Annotated in this window: 15 protein-coding genes, 1 tRNA gene and 1 other RNA gene; 10 read left to right on the forward strand and 7 right to left on the reverse strand. The window is 48.4% G+C overall.

From position 1 onward, the window contains the following. Positions 1 to 7: 7 nt before the first annotated feature. The 5 genes from PGN_RS04670 to PGN_RS04690 all read right to left on the reverse strand — a co-directional run bounded on the left by PGN_RS04670 (position 8) and on the right by PGN_RS04690 (position 6,448). Positions 8 to 757 (reverse strand): shikimate dehydrogenase family protein, encoded by a 750-nt coding sequence (locus tag PGN_RS04670; protein WP_012457926.1) that lies wholly within the window; start codon positions 755 to 757, stop codon positions 8 to 10. Next, entirely contained in the window at positions 754 to 1,491 is a 738-nt protein-coding gene (gene ubiE, locus PGN_RS04675) for a bifunctional demethylmenaquinone methyltransferase/2-methoxy-6-polyprenyl-1,4-benzoquinol methylase UbiE (protein WP_012457927.1), read from the reverse strand. The genes PGN_RS04670 and ubiE overlap by 4 nt, the downstream gene beginning before the upstream one ends. Before the next feature lie 31 nt (positions 1,492 to 1,522). Next, on the reverse strand, positions 1,523 to 2,464 hold the full coding sequence (locus PGN_RS04680; RefSeq protein ID WP_012457928.1) for a phosphoribosylaminoimidazolesuccinocarboxamide synthase: 942 nt from the start codon (positions 2,462 to 2,464) through the stop codon (positions 1,523 to 1,525). A 56-nt stretch (positions 2,465 to 2,520) separates the two neighbouring features. Beyond that, complete coding sequence (locus PGN_RS04685; RefSeq protein WP_012457929.1) at positions 2,521 to 3,513, reverse strand: PhoH family protein; 993 nt, start codon at positions 3,511 to 3,513, stop codon at positions 2,521 to 2,523. Between the two features lie 619 nt (positions 3,514 to 4,132). Continuing rightward, entirely contained in the window at positions 4,133 to 6,448 is a 2,316-nt protein-coding gene (locus tag PGN_RS04690) for a GH92 family glycosyl hydrolase (protein ID WP_012457932.1), read from the reverse strand. A 138-nt stretch (positions 6,449 to 6,586) separates the two neighbouring features. On the opposite strand from PGN_RS04690, the gene PGN_RS04695 reads away from it, so the two are divergent. Further along, entirely contained in the window at positions 6,587 to 7,804 is a 1,218-nt protein-coding gene (locus tag PGN_RS04695; RefSeq protein WP_012457933.1) for an S-adenosylmethionine:tRNA ribosyltransferase-isomerase, read from the forward strand. Between the two features lie 184 nt (positions 7,805 to 7,988). On the opposite strand, the gene PGN_RS04700 is transcribed toward PGN_RS04695, so the two are convergent. Together PGN_RS04700 and PGN_RS04705 are read right to left on the reverse strand one after the other, a co-directional pair. Continuing rightward, positions 7,989 to 8,070 (reverse strand) — tRNA-Leu (locus tag PGN_RS04700). 138 nt (positions 8,071 to 8,208) lie between these two features. Next, on the reverse strand, positions 8,209 to 9,126 hold the full coding sequence (locus tag PGN_RS04705; RefSeq protein ID WP_012457934.1) for a restriction endonuclease: 918 nt from the start codon (positions 9,124 to 9,126) through the stop codon (positions 8,209 to 8,211). A gap of 1,102 nt (positions 9,127 to 10,228) precedes the next feature. Between PGN_RS04705 and PGN_RS04715 the strand changes: the two genes are divergently transcribed. The 9 genes from PGN_RS04715 to PGN_RS04750 all read left to right on the forward strand — a co-directional run bounded on the left by PGN_RS04715 (position 10,229) and on the right by PGN_RS04750 (position 17,872). After that, positions 10,229 to 10,894, forward strand: a complete 666-nt coding sequence (locus PGN_RS04715; protein ID WP_004584192.1) for a phosphatidylserine decarboxylase family protein — start codon at positions 10,229 to 10,231, stop codon at positions 10,892 to 10,894. A gap of 1 nt (position 10,895) precedes the next feature. Beyond that, a complete protein-coding gene (gene pssA, locus PGN_RS04720; protein WP_012457936.1) occupies positions 10,896 to 11,606 on the forward strand; it encodes a CDP-diacylglycerol--serine O-phosphatidyltransferase in 711 nt (236 codons plus the stop codon). 66 nt (positions 11,607 to 11,672) lie between these two features. Beyond that, a complete protein-coding gene (locus PGN_RS04725) occupies positions 11,673 to 11,918 on the forward strand; it encodes a hypothetical protein (protein ID WP_004584190.1) in 246 nt (81 codons plus the stop codon). 280 nt (positions 11,919 to 12,198) lie between these two features. Beyond that, complete coding sequence (gene proS / locus PGN_RS04730; protein WP_004584188.1) at positions 12,199 to 13,680, forward strand: proline--tRNA ligase; 1,482 nt, start codon at positions 12,199 to 12,201, stop codon at positions 13,678 to 13,680. Positions 13,681 to 13,734: 54 nt separating this feature from the next. Then, entirely contained in the window at positions 13,735 to 14,064 is a 330-nt protein-coding gene (locus PGN_RS04735) for a hypothetical protein (RefSeq protein ID WP_004584187.1), read from the forward strand. Positions 14,065 to 14,078: 14 nt separating this feature from the next. Next, positions 14,079 to 14,846 (forward strand): tRNA (guanosine(46)-N7)-methyltransferase TrmB, encoded by a 768-nt coding sequence (trmB, locus tag PGN_RS04740; protein ID WP_012457937.1) that lies wholly within the window; start codon positions 14,079 to 14,081, stop codon positions 14,844 to 14,846. Positions 14,847 to 14,865: 19 nt separating this feature from the next. Beyond that, positions 14,866 to 15,984 carry an Mrp/NBP35 family ATP-binding protein gene (locus PGN_RS04745; protein ID WP_004584185.1) on the forward strand — a complete coding sequence of 373 codons (1,119 nt, stop codon included), beginning with the start codon at positions 14,866 to 14,868 and terminating at the stop codon, positions 15,982 to 15,984. Between the two features lie 26 nt (positions 15,985 to 16,010). Further along, an RNA gene (rnpB, locus tag PGN_RS09985) (RNase P RNA component class A) lies at positions 16,011 to 16,409 on the forward strand. An 80-nt stretch (positions 16,410 to 16,489) separates the two neighbouring features. Continuing rightward, positions 16,490 to 17,872 (forward strand): YihY/virulence factor BrkB family protein, encoded by a 1,383-nt coding sequence (locus tag PGN_RS04750; protein WP_021662093.1) that lies wholly within the window; start codon positions 16,490 to 16,492, stop codon positions 17,870 to 17,872. The last annotated feature ends 31 nt before the right edge of the window (positions 17,873 to 17,903 follow it).

Below are 17,903 nucleotides of genomic sequence, written 5' to 3' on the forward strand. Positions count from 1 at the left end.
AGAGAGACTATCGTTCGTTCCAGATACGCCAACTGCACAACGCCTGTATGAGCAGCATCTCCAATCCGTTCTGCACAGAAGCACCCTGTGCTTGAGCGCGATGCATGAAGATCGTTTCCTGCGGATTATAGATCAGATCATAACAGAGATGCTCTGCACCTATACCCTCGAACGGAATAGACGGACATTGGTCTATATGTGGATACATACCCACCGGAGTGGCATTGACGATCAGCTTGTGCCGTTCGATAATCTCCGGCGTCAGATCCGAATATGCATACACACCGGGAGCCGAAGGTGTGCGACTGACCTGCCGATGTACTATTCCCATCTTCTTCAGAGCGCGCATCACAGCCAGTGCTGCCCCACCCGATCCCAAGACGAGAGCTTGCGTATGCCACGGCTTTCGGATCAGCTCCAGGCTATCGGCAAAGCCTTTCACATCGGTATTATAACCGACGAGATGGGGACGACGAAAGCGCGCACGTTCTACCCGAATCGTATTGACGGCTCCGGTCAATTCCGCTTCCTCGTCTATCCGATCCAGATAGCGCATCACCTCCACTTTGTACGGCGATGTCACATTGAACCCCTGAAGAGAGGGATGGAGCGAAAGCAGACTCTTCAGTTGGGAAAGCGACTCCAGAAGGAAAAGTTCGTAGACGGCATTGATTCCCTCCGTCTTGAATTTGGCGTTGAAGAATTCGGCAGACAGCGAATGAGCCAGTGGATAGCCGATCAGACCGTACTTTTTCATTTCAGTCCCATATAAACGGTTGCCACCTCCAACGAAAGGCTACGATAATACGCCTCCCGAAATCCGACAGAGAGCATCAGGTCCGCCAGTTCTTCCCGTTGAGGCATGGCTGCTATCGATTCGGGAAGATAGGTATAGGCTTCCGCATCCTGTGAGAGGAAACGACCGACAACCGGTATCACATGCGAAGCATAGAAGTTGTAGCCCTGCTTCCAGGGGAAACTCACCGGACGGGAAAGCTCCAGTATCATCAGAGGAGCACCCTCATTGAGCACACGATACATTTCCTCCAGACCGAGTTTGATATTCTGAAAGTTGCGCAAGCCGAAAGCCACTGTAACTGCATCGAAACTATGATCTGCGAAAGGAAGATCGAGACAATCTTTCTGCATGAACGTAATCCGATTGTCCAAATTCTCCGAACGTACTTTCTGCTCCCCTATCCTCATCATTTCCAACGAAAGATCTACACCCGTCACCTGCTTGACTGAAGGGATATGCCTGCATATTTCGATGGCTAAATCACCCGTTCCGGTAGCCACATCCAGCACTGTATGTGGAGCGAAAGGCTCGATCATACGGATAGCCTTCTGCCGCCATACACGATCCATTCCCCATGAAAAGAGGTGATTGAGACGATCGTAATGTCCGGCGATATGATTGAACATGGCCTCTACCTGCTCATTCTTGGGGCATTCGGTGTCATAGGGGGTTATTTTTTCAGGACTTTGCATGGCACATGATTATTCGACAGTCAGCCGACTGCTAACGCAGATACTCCGTTATGTTCTTTTCTATTCTTTCTGCCAGATTGCTCAGGTCTGCCTTTTCGAAGGGCTTACCTACCACTCGCTCGTACAATTCTATGTACCGCTCCGACACACTGTCGCAGTATGCTTCCGTCATTTCCGGTATTTGCTGGCCGGGCTTGCCCTGGAAACCGTTCTCGATCAGCCACTGACGAACAAACTCCTTGGATAACTGCTTCTGGGCTTCGCCCCGTTCGAATCGCTCCTGATAGCCCTCGGCATAGAAGTAGCGAGAAGAGTCCGGCGTATGTATTTCGTCGATCAGGTAGATCTTACCGTCCTTCTTGCCGAATTCGTATTTGGTATCCACCAAAATAAGCCCCTTTTCAGCAGCCATTTGAGTACCGCGCTCGAAAAGTGCGTAAGTATAGCGTTCTATCTGCTCGTAGTCCTCTTTCGACACCAGTCCCTGAGCAATGATTTCCTCACGAGAGATATTCTCATCGTGACCCTCATCGGCCTTGGTCGTAGGGGTGATAATGGGATGTTCGAAACGCTGATTTTCGCGCATGCCCTCGGGAAGAGGCAGACCGCAAAGCACTCGCTCGCCGGCAGCATAGGCACGCCATGCACTTCCTGTGATGTAGCCGCGGATGACCATCTCGACCTTGAACGGTTCGCAACGGTGTCCGATAGTAACCATCGGGTCGGGCGTAGCTATCTTCCAGTTCGGAACTATATCGCGAGTGGCATCGAGGTAGTGTGCCGCTATCTGATTGAGTACCTGACCCTTGTAAGGGATACCGGCCGGAAGGACTACGTCGAAAGCCGATATGCGATCCGTGGCTATCATGACCAGAAGATCATTCTCCAACGTGTATACGTCGCGCACCTTGCCGTGATATACGGCTTTCTGTCCCGGCAGTCTGAAGTCGGTACGAGCTAATGTTTCTTTCATCGTGAATTGTATGCTAAGTGATTCGTAATAATATCGGGGGTACCTATCGCCTGATTCTATATGGTTTGCGCAGCGAAAGCTGCGGCTTCGGCCTCCTTTTTCCGTTCGGCATCGTACCGGTCGTAGGCATCCACCACACGCTGTACGAGCGGATGGCGTACTATATCAGCGCGTTGGAATGCAATATAGCCTATCCCTCTCGTTCCTTGGAGGATAGTCAGAGCCTGACGCAGACCGGAGTGCACACCTCTGGGAAGATCGGTCTGCGTAATGTCGCCGGTGACGATCATCTTGGCATTGGCACCAAGGCGGGTCAGGAACATTTTCATCTGCAACTCGGTCGTATTCTGAGCTTCGTCCAGAATGACCACGGCATCGTTGAGCGTACGTCCTCTCATGTAGGCCAATGGTGCTATCTGGATGATGTTGTTTTCGATGTACTCTTTTAGCTTCACGGCAGGGATCATCTCCTCCAGCGCATCATACAGAGGCTGCAAGTAGGGATCGAGCTTATCTTTCATCTCACCGGGCAGAAATCCCAGCTTCTCGCCGGCTTCCACGGCAGGACGTGAGAGAATGATACGGCGCACCTGCTTGCTTTTCAAGGCACGGACAGCCAGACTGATGGCTACGAAGGTCTTGCCCGTTCCGGCAGGGCCGATGGCAAAAACGAGGTCATTGGCCTCGAAAGCCTCCACAAGTTTCTGCTGATTATCACCTCTGGCAATGATGCTCTTGCCTCCCGTTCCATGCAGGATAAGATGTTTAGGGACATCGTCAGCGGGCAGCTTGGCACCCTGTGCAATGCGCAGGATCACATCTTCGGGCAGGAGGTTGTACTCACGGCAATACGCCACCATCGGCTCCAAAACTTCCAGGAAACGATCCGTCTCGCGCGAATCGCCCATAATCTTGAGCACATTATGGTGTGCCACCAGGCGCAACTTCGGGAAGAGAGTGCGCAAGAGCATGAGATTGCTGTTATTTACACCGAGGAAAGCCTGTACATCGACATCTTCCAATACGTAAATTCTCTCTGTAATCAGCATATGTATCCAATAACAACGGTGCAAATGTAGTCTTTTTCATTCCATTTAGGTTCGCAAAAAAACATAGAATGAGACCGTTGCACAATAACCCTTCCCCCCCTCATATCGATCAAGACAGATACAAGCATTGATTCGACGAAGAAAGGAGAGCTTCATGCGGTCTCTCTGCAAACCTCAAGTAATTTCTATTTGTTTGGTGCCCTTATGCATGAGGTTTGATCTTTCCTGAAAAACACTTAAGAATCAGCTCTGCGGCAAAAGACTTCAATGAAAGTCCTATAAAATAGTTGCAAATAGCTGATAGTTAGCGCATTGATGGGAGCAGAATCAGCTGACAATCGCGTCCTGCATCGTGCAGGAAGCAAGAAACAGCCGACAATCGTTTCTTATTTCTCGCCTATTTGACGAGGAAAGGAGTACTTCTCTAATGGAAACTTGGGGAAATTTCTATTTGCTCGGTGCCCATATACCGGAGGTTTGACCTTTCCCGAAGACACTAAGAATCTGCTCTGCAGCAAAAGAGTTCAATGAAACTCCCATGCAACAGTCTCAGGATGCAGTTGCAACCTTCTGTATCAAAAACTCAGGTAAATGCTTGTAATCCTAAGCAACTTCGGCTTTATCGAAGACGATTGCTTAGTTCGTAACGGAGGTGACCGCAGCGCACCAAATCGGCATGGCTGATATGCCTTGTTCCATGCGGAAGTGTTTTATTGCCAAAAGAAACCGTATGGATGTAAATGGAATCTGTCGGTTGATTCTCTGTATTGGTCGTAATGACCAACTCCCCCTGAGGATAATACTGCGGATTGAGCTGAATCCTAACTCGGGGGAATACCGGCGAAGTCAGTGTATAGGTGGGGCTGCCCGGACAGTCGGGGTAGAATCCCAGCATGGAATAGACAAGCCAAGCACTCATCGTACCGGCATCGTCATTACCGGGCAAGCCGTCAGGAGCATTGCGAAAATGTTTGTCTATCAACTCCCGGGTCAATTTCTGCGTTCGCCATGCTTCCTTGGGGAAATAGGAGAAGAGGTAAGGATAGGCGATGTCCGGCTCGTTGGTCGGATCATAATATCCTTCATCGAAGACTTTCTGCAACCTTTCCGAAAAAACCTTTGCTCCTCCCATCAGCCGGGCAAGCCCTTGTATATCGTGGGGAACGAAAAAGGCATAGTTATAAGCACTACCCTCGTGGAAACCGGGATTAGGCTCGAAGTTTTCACCCTGTTTGGGATCGAAAGGAGTGAGGAATGATCCATCCGGCAGCAATGGACGCAGCATACCATACTCCTTATTATAATAGTGTCTGTAGCCCAACGAACGTTTTCCGAATAGAGCTGCGTCTTCTTTATGCCCAAGTGCGTGGGCAAACCGGGACAGATTCCAGTCGGCCAGATAGTATTCCAGCGCATGCGATACGGAATTGTCGTACTGTTCGCGAAGCGGTACGAAGCCGAGGGTGAGATAGTCGTCGTTGTCGGGACGGATCGGATGGGTCGCTCCTGCCGAAGAAGCATTTTTTTTCATGGCTTCATAGGCCGTTGCCGTATCGAAAGCACGAAGGCCCCTTTGCCAAGTGTCATTGATGACGATAAGCGAGGGGTCGCCCTCCATCGTCAGGGTCTCCTGTCCGTACAGCTCCCATCTCGGCAGCCATCCGCTCTCTCGGTACATGTCGATCAGTGTCCGTACCATATCCAACTGCTTCTCCGGATAGAGGAGGCAGAGCAGCGGATGTACGTTGCGGTAGGTGTCCCAAAGAGAGAACACGGTGTAGCGGTCGTGAGCCGTATTACCCGTTTTGCCACTGCCCATCATAGGATATTCTCCATTGGCATCTTGTAGGATATTCGGATGTATCAGCAGGTGATAGAGTGCGGTATAGAATATCGTCTTTTCATCCGGTGTGCCTCCTTCCACTTCCACCGTACCGAGAGCTTCCTCCCAACGCTCTATAGCGCGAGAGCGTATAGCGGAGAAAGCCTTGGCCGGATTCCCTCCGACGCTTTTGAACACCTCTTCTTGCTCCGCTTCCAGATTATAGAGTGCATTGGCTTCGCTGACGAATGAAACGGCCGATCGTACATAGATCTTTTCCCCCTGATCGCAGTTGAACGAGAATCGGACACCGATGTCATCACCGCTCATCTCACGCTTGTAGCCGTCGTACTGCTTATATTTCCCTGCAGTCGAATCCCATTGGGCTTCCACCGTCATAGGAGGCTGCTTCTTCCAATAGCCGGCAGAGATCGGTCGCCGACTTACCTGAAGCACAAAATACTGACGAAAAACCGCCTGCGGATTGTAGCAGAACGTCCCCATCAGCTTGCTGCCGACGACTGTGGAGTCGTTTAAGAATCGAACGCAGGCTCCCGATTCATTGCTTAGGGCCTGTCCCAGGTTCAGCAAGATATGGCTTTCTCCTTCGGGAAAAGCAAATTCGGTCAAAGCAGTCCGCTCGGTTACGGTCACGGCTGCATCTATACCGTATTTGTCCAATACAGCCTTGTATTCTCCCGGGCGCGCATATTCTCGACTGAGCGAAGAGCCGTAGTGGCAGTAGTCAGGATCGAATGTGCCGGAAGTGGCCATCAGCAGTATTCCACTCAGTTCGGGACAGCCTACTCCACTCAGATTCACATGGCTGAAACCGATGCAGTAACTATTGTCGGCCGAATAAGGCGCACTCCACCAACGCGAATCTTTGTCGAAGCGATTCTCTGTCGATCCGCTGACATTGAAAGGGGTAACGCTCATCAACCCATTGGGCAATACTGCTCCCGGATTCGTGGTACCGTAATTGGCCGTTCCGATAAAGGGATTGACATATTCTGTCAGTCGTCTACCCGAAGAGACAGAGCTTTGTGCATCGGCAGCGAACGCTATCAGCGACAGACAACAATAGAGGAGGAAGTTTCGGATCGTCAGCATGGTTTTTGATCGTCTGTGGTTCATACAGTGACAAAGGTAAACGATCTATGACACGTAAGAGCCGACTTTGCCGTTGGGGAAAAGAGCATGTTCGGCCATAGTATTTGCTAATTTTGCCGCGCAAAATATCATACCACGATGATTACGACCACGGATATTTCCATTGCCGACTACGACTATCCATTGCCCGAAGAACGAATTGCCAAACATGCTTTGCCACAGCGCGATGCCTGTAAATTGCTCGTTTATGACAAGGGTGAGATAAAGGATGCCGTATTCTCCCGATTATCGGAAGTACTGCCATCGGGCAGTATGCTGGTCAGGAATAATACCCGTGTCATTCGTGCCCGTTTGCTTTTTCACAAGTCCACGGGAGCGACCATCGAGGTATTCTGTCTCGAACCTGTCAGCCCTGCACAGTACGAACTCTCGCTAACAGCTCGTGGCTCCTGTGTCTGGCACTGTATGGTAGGCAATGCCAAAAGATGGCGGTCGGGCGACTTGCAGATGGAGATTCCTTCTCCGCAAGGAGGTAGCATCTTATTGACAGCTTCTCACGATCCTGCGGCAGATGGATGCATCCGTTTCAGCTGGGAAAACGATCACTACACCTTTGGCGAAATCCTTGAAATGGCCGGCATCCTCCCTATTCCCCCCTATCTCAATCGGGATACCGAAGAGGAAGACTTGGAAACCTACCAAACCGTCTATGCCAAAAATCAGGGTTCGGTGGCAGCACCTACGGCCGGGTTGCATTTCACGGAGGAGGAGTTCGAACGGCTGAGAGCACAGGGTACTCCGGTTATCGATGTTACCCTGCATGTCGGAGCCGGCACTTTCCGTCCCGTCAAAAGCGAGACTATCGGTGAACACCGGATGCACCGCGAGCTGATAGTCATCGAACGTTCATCGCTGGAAGCCCTGCGTGATTGGCAGGGTCGTATCGTTGCCGTTGGGACGACCTCCGTACGAACACTCGAAAGTCTCTATTGGCTGGGGAGAAGCCTCTCCACCGCTTCGCATACATCGCAAGAATCCTTAAAAGTCAATCAGTGGGAAGCCTATGAGAATGAAGATGCGGCCCTGTCTCGTAGTGAAGCCATCCGCATAATACTTGCTTGGATGGACGAGCAAGGAGTCGAAACGCTGATTTTTCCGACCAAGATTCTGATTGCTCCGGGCTATCGCTATCGGATGGTCGATGCCATGATTACCAATTTTCATCAACCGCGCAGTACCCTCTTGCTGCTTGTCTCGGCTTTTATCGGAGAGGATTGGAAGGCTGTTTACCACCATGCCCTCGAATCGGGCTATCGCTTCCTGAGCTATGGCGATGGTTCATTGCTGATCCCCTAAGCCGGTTTCCCAATCTTTCAAAAGCTATTTCCGCGCTGTTTTCTCGGCCATGCGTGGATATATAGCATCCCTTCCGGCCTGAACACGGACCTTTATTCTTTGTAATATCTCCAATAAAAAGGAAGAGAGTGTGTCGAAATCGCCTCGAAATAGCGATTTACTGACACACTCTCTTCTTTTTGGGTGCGGCTGGCGAGACTCGAACTCGCACGCCGTGAAGCACCAGATCCTAAGTCTGGCGTGGCTACCAATTACACCACAGCCGCATACCGCACCTGCTCGACAGGCTTAGCGGGCACAAATATACACGAATCTTTTGGATTATGTTCCAGTATGTTTTTATTAAATTCTCTAATCTGAGCAATTCAAAAGAAAAAAAGCCGCAGAACAGATGCTTTCCCTTTTTATTCTTCTCCAAAATAGTCACTATCGAGCTTTTTCAACTCATAAGTCTGTTGTGTAGTGCATCCAAGGTTGTAATCGATCATTAATTGAGTTAGTTGTTCCCCATCTATCAATACAATTTTAGTCTCATTCCTGGGTGTATAAGTTAATGCTTCCTTTGTAAAATTTGAAGTTGTTATAAAGATCCCTTTTTTGGCACCTTGTCCAGCGAGTGCTCCAACAAACTTTTGAAGCTCAGGTCTTCCTACCACATTCCCAGGCCTCCAGCGCTTGGCTTGGATATAAATAATATCAAGTCCCAGTTTATCTTCTTTTATTGTTCCGTCAATTCCCTCGTCTCCACTTTTGCCTAATGCTTTACCGGCATCCTTGATAGAACCTCCATATCCCATTTTGACTAATAATTCGACAACAAGCCTCTCAAAAAAAGCAGGTGAAAGGTCAATGACTTTATTAAGTAATTCGGAAGCCAATGATTTTCTGATTCTTTGATATGCTTTGTCAAGGACCTCTTCAGGTGTTTGTTCGTGTATTTCTTCTGTTATGGACTCTTCTTCTGTTTCGCCGTCATTTCGATAACCGTTCTGAAATTCTATAAACGCCGGAAACCGTCTTAGGTATTTTGTGTCTATTTTTGGGGGATTCTTCGAAAGTATCTCTCTGCCAAGGTCAGAAATTATAAGAATCGCTCGTTTAGGCGAATCAAGAAGACCAGCTTTTTTTAGATATGTTCTTGCCCAGCCAACGCGATTGTTAAAAACAGCTTGGGAGCCACTTGCTAAGAGTTCCTTGCGTTCTTCGTCCGTGACCTCAAATTCGGCTGCCAAATGTTCGATAATATCTCTGTATTTGTGCTCTTGTCCATCTGAAACACATTTCAGCAATGGAAGCATCAGGGTTTGGAAATCTGGTATCATATTTCTATTGTTTTCTCCATTATAAAAACATAATTTTTCTCTTGACCAATGAGCAACTCGAAATAGTGAAGTTGGTTTGACTTTGCGAATATACTTTATTTGGGGATGTTATACATCTTTTTGCGTGTCTTGTGGACTATACATGCGTTGGGTGAGTAATCATTTATAAAGTCTGACTATTAGGAGTTCGGAATCTGTTCCTGTCCTGAAACTCTATATGCTTCTAAAAGCAAAATATAGACCTTTATCAGTATTGATGGAGAGTCCAAAATACGCGCGAAAAAAGTTTTCAACAACGAAGATGAGTTTGGAATGATTCCAAATAAGCACCTGAAAGGAAGACGATTTCGAAGTCAAAAAGGTAAAAAGAGGATGTTTTTCAGGTAGAAACATGACTTTTAGAAGAGAAGATAACGATCTATATACAAACAGTTTACGATAAATATATAGATCGTTTTCGATTTGTATATAAATCGTTTTCAATTTATACATAGATCGAAACTCATTTCTATATAAATCGCAGGCTGAAAAAGGTCGGTTTGGGCAGTGATAAAACAAAGGCACCCACCAAATTCTACAAGGAACTCGGTGGGTGCCTTATATGTTTGAGGAGACTATGGAAGCCTTATTCTTCTTTATTCGTCATAGAGATATTCTTGCTTAGTCCGAATAGTGCAGTGGTATGACAGACACGGATGGGGTAAAATCGGCCTGATGAAAAAGGGAATGATGTATGAAAGCTGTGTGCATATTCGTTGTCATTTATTCGTAAACTGTTTGTCATATTGTTCTATATCAAGCAGATAAACTCTTCCTTCGAAGAACTACATCCTCTTGGTGGACGCTTTGTCGGCCGGCAAATATAGCAAAAACCTCCAACCATGGGGAATCGAATTTTGCATCTCGAATCTTCCATTTCCCAATCTGTCGCGCTATGCTGTAATCTTAAAAGAATTTTCAGCATTCTCACGGCCCGGAGCATAATCAAACGGCTCGGGAAGATGAGAAAAAACGCTACTTTTGTATTAGTGGACACGGTGGAAGGGCATACTCTTCCTCCGTGCAATCCCACAGGATTCATTTCAACTATGATGAGAACGACATGAAGGTTCATAAAGAGAGCACCGGACTTTTAGTATCCATGGCAACCCTCTTCACGGGGATATGCTTAAGCCTGTTTTATTTTCTCGGGGCTTCTATTGTATCCTATTTGGTAATGATCATTGCCATTTTCCTCTATCTGCTTACGATCAACTTTTTTCGTTGTCCTAAGAGACACAGCCCCTTTGCCAATGACGACCGTGCCGTTGTAGCACCTGCCGATGGCAAGATCGTAGCCATCGAAGAAGTATCCGAAAATGAAATACTCCATGAACGCTGTATTCAGGTGTCGATTTTTATGTCGATTTTCAATGTTCATGCCAATTGGTTTCCCTGCGAAGGCAAGGTTACGCACGTATCTCACAAGAACGGTCATTTTATCGCAGCCTACCTCCCTAAGAGTAGTACCGACAACGAGCGTTCGGCTATCGTTATCAAAACCGAAAAAGGTGCTCGTATACTGGCGCGCCAGATTGCAGGGGCTTTGGCTCGCCGTATCGTTACCTATGCAGAGGTAGGGGATATATGCTCCGTAGATGCCCATATGGGTTTTATCAAGTTTGGCTCACGAGTAGATGTTTACTTGCCCCTCGGCTCTCAGGTAGAGGTTAAGATGGATCAGAAGACTGTCGGCAATCAAACGCTAATAGCCCGACTGCCCGAGTAGCATGAATATCCATCGACATATTCCCAATGCCATCACATGCCTCAATCTGCTTGCAGGTTGTGCAGCTATAATCGCAGCCGTTGAGTACCACGATCTCGCTGTGGCTGCGGGATTTATTATTTTGGCTGCCGTATTCGACTTCTTCGATGGAATGGCTGCAAGGATTCTGAATGCGAAGTCATCTATCGGAGCCGATCTGGATTCATTGGCTGATGTGGTCAGTTTCGGCGTGGCTCCTACCATGTGTTTGTATATGGCTTTGGCTGCTGTAGTGGAGCCTTCGTATCGCTTTGCCGCTTATGGAGTGTTTCTTTTGGCTGCATTTGCCGCCTTGCGTTTGGCCAAATTCAACAACGACACACGTCAGACTACCTCCTTTATCGGCCTACCGGTTCCGGCCAATGCCCTCTTTTGGATCGCATACATAGACCTTTTTTCTTTGGATAGCAGTCCGGTAATGGCCGGATTGCCCTTGTTGGTGCTCACTCTTGTGCTCGTTTTTCTCTTCTCCTATTTGATGATCAGCGAACTCCCTATGCTCGCCCTGAAGATTCGGTCGCTGTCGTGGCGAGGCAATGAATGGCGATATACACTGGTCATCGCTTCGGCTCTGTTCGTAGCAGTCTGGGGAATAGGCGGATTTTCGCCGGCTATCGTACTGTATCTGCTGATGGCTATCGTAGCCAAGCGTACAGGCCGCGAGCAGAAGTGAAGCTAAAATCATGCTCCGCTCTCCTTTCCTCTCTTCTTCATCACAACCAAAAAGCACCATCATAATATGGAACTAATAGGCACTTTTTTTCTTATCCTGCTAATCTATTGGGTAATCCGATTTCTGATTCGGATGTTCGCCATTCGTCAGATGTTTTTCGAACAGAAGAAGAACTCTTCACGACAAGGAACAGAAACCTCAAAAAACCCTTCTCCGGGTGAAAAAGTCGAACTCGACGAACTTGAAAAGCGAAAATTCGACAAAGACCAAGGAGAATACGTAGACTTCGAAGACATAAAGGATAAGAGCTGATACACGAACCGGATGGATCCATATATATTTAGCAGACTCGGATCCTTTGCTCCGATATCACCCTGTCCGCTTGATACCGGATCCGACAAAAAATAAAGAGGGCACACCTCACCCGGCCCAATCCATCGAGTAAATACCTACCTACAGAAAATAAAAAGATTTGCCCACTTCCATTTGGCAATCCGCACTTCGTTTCAAGGGGTTTTCTGCCGTGATATTACTACCTTTGCCAAACTGAAAAATATCTGAATAGAAGGACATAGATACTATCATTGAAAAAATGGCAAAAGAACTGAAAGAGCTGACACCACGGAGCGAAAGCTATTCGCAGTGGTATCAAGACTTGGTTATCAAAGCCGATCTGGCAGAAAATTCGGCTGTACGCGGCTGTATGGTTATCAAGCCTTATGGCTATGCTATATGGGAGAAAATGCAAAGACAGTTGGACGATATGTTCAAGGAGACCGGACACGTCAATGCCTATTTCCCTCTTTTTATCCCGAAGAGCTTCCTGAGCCGTGAAGCAGAACATGTGGAAGGCTTTGCTAAGGAATGCGCCGTGGTAACTCACTATCGGCTCAAAGCCAATCCCGATGGAGACGGCGTAGTAGTGGATCCGCAAGCCAAGTTGGAAGAAGAGCTGATCGTACGTCCGACATCGGAGACCATCATTTGGAATACATATAAGAACTGGATACAAAGCCATCGCGATCTGCCTATCCTCTGCAATCAGTGGGCCAATGTGGTTCGATGGGAAATGCGTACACGCCTTTTCCTCCGGACAGCCGAATTCCTTTGGCAAGAAGGTCATACGGCTCATGCCACAAAAGAGGAAGCCGAAGAAGAAGCCAGACGGATGCTGGAGGTTTATGCCACTTTTGCCGAAGAATACATGGCTATGCCTGTAGTCAAGGGTGTCAAGTCCGCCAACGAACGCTTTGCCGGTGCCGTGGACACCTATACGATAGAGGCGTTGATGCAGGATGGCAAAGCATTGCAAAGCGGTACTTCGCACTTCCTCGGACAGAACTTCGCCAAGGCTTTCAATGTGACTTTTGCCGATAAAGATGGCAATCGTGATTTCGTTTGGGCCACATCATGGGGCGTATCTACCCGTCTGATGGGTGCCCTTATCATGTCCCATTCGGACGACAACGGTTTGGTACTTCCTCCGAAATTGGCACCTTATCAAGTGGTTATCGTACCGATATACCGCAATGAGGAGCAGTTGGCACAGATCGATGAGAAGGCCACTCAGATTATTCAGGCTCTGCGAGCCAAAGGTATATCGGTGAAATACGACAACAGCGACAATAAGAAGCCGGGGTGGAAGTTTGCCGAATATGAGCTGAAAGGCGTACCCGTTCGTTTGGCTATGGGGGCACGCGACTTGGAAAACAATACGATCGAAATAGCCCGTCGTGATACCCTGACGAAGGAGACAGTCGGATTGGATGGTATAGAAGAAACAGTCGCTACCCTACTCGATGATATTCAAAAAAATATCTTCCAAAAAGCTCTGAACTATCGCAAAGAACATACAATCACGGTGGACAGCTATGAAGAGTTCAAAGAAAAGATCGAAGATGGCGGATTTATCCTTGCTCACTGGGATGGAACCTCCGAAACGGAAGAACGAATCAAGGCCGAAACGAAAGCCACTATTCGCTGTATCCCGCTGAATGGGGACATGACTCCGGGCAAATGTATGGTGACGGGCAAGCCCTCGCCCCAACGTGTACTCTTCGCCCGTGCCTATTGATCCGTCAGGCCGGACATCAGTAAACAAAGAATCCACTAAAAAACATAAATACTTATGGCAGAAGAAATCCAAATGTACGACGATGCGGCATCCGTGGCTTTTATTCGCAATTTCATCCCGCAGGAATTGAAAGAGAAAATGACTGATGACGACATTGTCTACATCGTCGATCTGATTTACGATTTCTACGAGAGTCGCGGCTTCATGGATATGGCCGAGGACAGCGAGGAAACAGTGGAGGTGGACGAAGACGAGCTTGTGGAGTACGTTGTCAAGAATGCTGCACGGGATGAGGTAGGCCACTTCTCTGCCGATGAGATACGCTTTGTCGTGCAAGGCGAACTCGAATACTGCGAGAGTATCAATCTCTTCGAAGAGGACTGATACTCTACTTGGGCATGAGTAAGAACAAGCTGGCCAAATTTGCCGACATGGAGACGTTCCCTCACGTCTTCCAATATCCTTTTGCCGTTTTGCAGCAACAGGAGAGCGGTTTTCCGCTAAGGGGGCGTTGGCACACGGACTTTTTCCACAACGATCATCCCATAGTCTTGGAACTGGGTTGCGGGAGAGGAGAATATACGGTAGGTCTGGGCAAGCGGTTTCCGGAGAAAAATTTTATCGGCATCGACATCAAAGGAGCTCGCATGTGGGCCGGTGCCAAAGAGTCTCTTCAAGAAGGGATGTCCAACGTAGCTTTCCTTCGGACGGATATAGAGCTTTTGGATCGGTTCTTTGCCAAAGGAGAGGTAGCCGAAATATGGATCACATTCCCCGATCCGCAGATGAAGAAAGTAGGCAAGCGACTGACCGGAACGCGGTTCCTCTCGCTCTATGACAAAGTACTCGAAAGGGGGGGACGTATCCATCTGAAAACGGATAGCCCTTTCCTCTATACCTATACGAAGGCGTTGGTCGAACTCAACGGCCTGCCCGTACACGAGATAACGGATGATCTGTACGGCAAAGGATGCGTAGAGAATGAAATCCTCGGCATCCGAACATATTACGAACAACAGTGGCTGGAACGAGGCCTGACGATCAAGTACATCAGCTTTGGCTTGGGAGAACCTGACTGCGAGTATCGAGAACCCGATATTGAAATCGAACCTGACAGCTACCGCAGTTACAATCGCTCCAGAAGAAGTCAGGCAGTTCCTTCCTAATAAATAACCTACTCAGAACATGGCATACGTAACATTATATCCCAATCTTATTCTCGAAGCTCTTGGCAAAGTTCGCTATCCGGGGACAGGAAAAGATTTGGTTTCGGCCGGAATGGTAGAGGACGATATCAGAATCGATGGCAATAAGGTATCGTTTTCGCTCATATTCGACAAAGCGAACGATCCATTCATCAAATCAGTGGTCAAAGCAGCTGAGTCAGCCATCCTGACATATATCAGCGAAGACGTCGACATCAAAGGCAATATCTCTGTCAAGAGCAAACAGGCAATACCTGCTCCTCCGGCCAAACTTCTGCCCGGGGTGAAGAATATCATTGCTGTTTTCTCAGGCAAAGGCGGTGTCGGGAAGAGTACCGTTACGGCTAATCTGGCCGTCTCTCTGGCCAAATCCGGCTATCGGGTAGGACTTTTGGATGCCGACATATTCGGCCCATCTATGCCTAAGATGTTCCACTGCGAAGAGTCACGTCCCGTACTCGAAGAAGTGGACGGACGCGAATTGATCGTTCCCGAAGAGGTGATGGGCGTGAAAATCCTCTCTATCGGATTCTTCGTAGATCCGGACAATGCTGTTCTCTGGCGCGGAAGTATGGCAGGTAATGCCCTGACACAGCTTATCCGCGATGCCAATTGGGGAGAGTTAGACTACTTCCTGATCGATATGCCTCCGGGAACGAGCGACATCCACCTGACACTTGTACAGACACTGGCTATTACCGGAGCCGTTGTAGTGACGACACCGCAGGACGTAGCCTTGGCTGATGCTCGGAAAGGAATCAGTATGTTTGTCGGAGAAAAGATCAATGTGCCGGTACTCGGTTTGGTGGAAAACATGTCGTGGTTCACACCGGCCGAACTGCCACAGAACAAATACTACATCTTCGGGCGTGATGGCGGTAAGAATTTAGCCGAGGAGCTGAATATTCCCTTGCTCGGACAGATTCCGCTGGTGCAGGGTATATGCCAAAGCGGGGACGAAGGAATACCCGTTGCTGTTCGGGATGATTCGATGATGGGAATTGCTTTCCGCGAATTGGCTGCCCGAGTGGTAGAGCAAGTGGACTATCGCAATGAACATCTTGATCCGACCAAGGTCGTAGAGGTGGCACATAGATAAGATATAGAAGACGAAAGAAAAGATAAGCAGCAGATCGGTCTGTCGCTCACTCTTTCGAGAGTGGGAGGAACGTCCGGGCAACGCAGAGCACCATCCTTCCTAACAGGAAGTTACTCGTGAGGGTAAAGGAGCGTAGAAGAGAATGACCGCCATTTTCCATGAGTTGTCTGTGCTTCGGTACGGACTACGTGGAGGGTAAGGGTGAGAAGGTGGGGTAAGAGCCTACCGGATGCAGCGGTGACGCTGCATGCCGTACGTCTGATGGGTTGTAAGATCATGTATACCGGCGCATGTAGGGTGGCTCGCCCAATGCCGGGGGGTAGATCGCTGGAGCCATGCGGTGACGCACGGCCAAGATAAATGACAGACGCTCCGGCTACGTGTGGCCGTGAGTACAGAACCCGGCTTACAGATCTGCTGCTTTTTCCCTCTTTCTTCGGCAATCTCCTTGGGGTGAGATATGCCGGACATCGATTTACCAACGGTATTTAACTCATTGATTTGTATGAAAGAGAGCATTGACGAGAAAGAGAAAAAGAACGATAAGGGCTTTTTCAGGCGGTGGTCCATCCGGATAAACCGAATGATTCTTTTTGTCACCCGAGATATGTGGCGCATAACGGACGAAGAGGTTTCGGTACCAAGTCGGTTGATGATCAATTCTTTCAAATCTGTTTTCCTCACGATCCGCTACTTTATCCAAAATGATCTGGCTACACAGGCATCTGCTCTCACTTACCGTACGATCCTCTCCATCGTACCGATGCTTGCCGTCCTGATCGGTATTGCCAAGGGTTTCGGTATTCAGCAGGTGGTACATGATTGGCTCAAAGAATATCTCCCCGGTCATCAGCAGGAGTTGGAACAGGCATTAGGCTATGTGGAAAACTATCTGGCACAAGTGCAAGGCGGTATCTTCGTCGGTGTCGGTCTTATCGTACTGCTCTACACGGTCTTTTCTTTGATTGCCACTGTGGAAGACACCTTTACCGATATTTGGCAAACCAATAAAAGACGCACTTGGAAACGGAGGGTAATCGATTATATGGGAGCTTTTTTCCTGTTGCCAATCCTGATCACGGCATCCAGTGGCCTCACCCTAATGATGACTACGATCAAGGGAACATACTTCAGCGAATATATCCTCTTCGGCCCTATGCTGGAGTTGATCCTGAATCTGATACCTTACGTGATTATCGTTCTACTTTTTACCGGTATGTATATCGTATTACCCACAGTGAACGTCCGGTTTTGGCCGGCATTTATTTCTGGAGTGCTGGCCGGTATCGTTTTCCAGATATTCCAAGCTCTTTATATCAGTGGTATCCTTTGGATCTCGAAATACAATGCCATATACGGTAGCTTCGCTGCAGTACCCCTTTTGCTCCTTTGGATACAGCTCTCATGGACTATTGTTCTGTTCGGAGCACAACTGAGTTTCTCCATTCAGAATGTCAGGAAATTTGCTTTTGAGAGGGATACGACCAATGTTTCGCGCCGCTATATCGATTTCATAACAATCGTTGTAGCCTCATTGATCGTTAAGCGTTTCATATCGGACGAACGCCGCCCCCATACAGCGGATTCGCTTGCAGAAGAAAGCAAAGCTCCGATCCGATTAGTGTCGGAAGCCATACACCGCCTGCTTTCCATCGAAGCCATAACGGAAGTGAATTATGTACACGATCCCAAGGCCGAATTTTTCAGTCCGGCGATAGATCCTGAGAAAATAACGGTGGGCTTCGTTCTCGATCGTATAGATCGTTATGGGAGCGAACACTTCAAGGTAGACAATAAGGTCCGATTCGCTCCCGAATGGCAAGCGATAGAGGATTCCCGTCAGAGCCTGCACATCCCCCCTGCGGACACGCTACTAAAGAATTTGTAGGAGCTTATTCTCTGAGTACTCAGAGTATTCT

The sequence above is a fragment of the Porphyromonas gingivalis ATCC 33277 genome (assembly GCF_000010505.1).
Classification (GTDB): Bacteria; Bacteroidota; Bacteroidia; order Bacteroidales; family Porphyromonadaceae; genus Porphyromonas; species Porphyromonas gingivalis.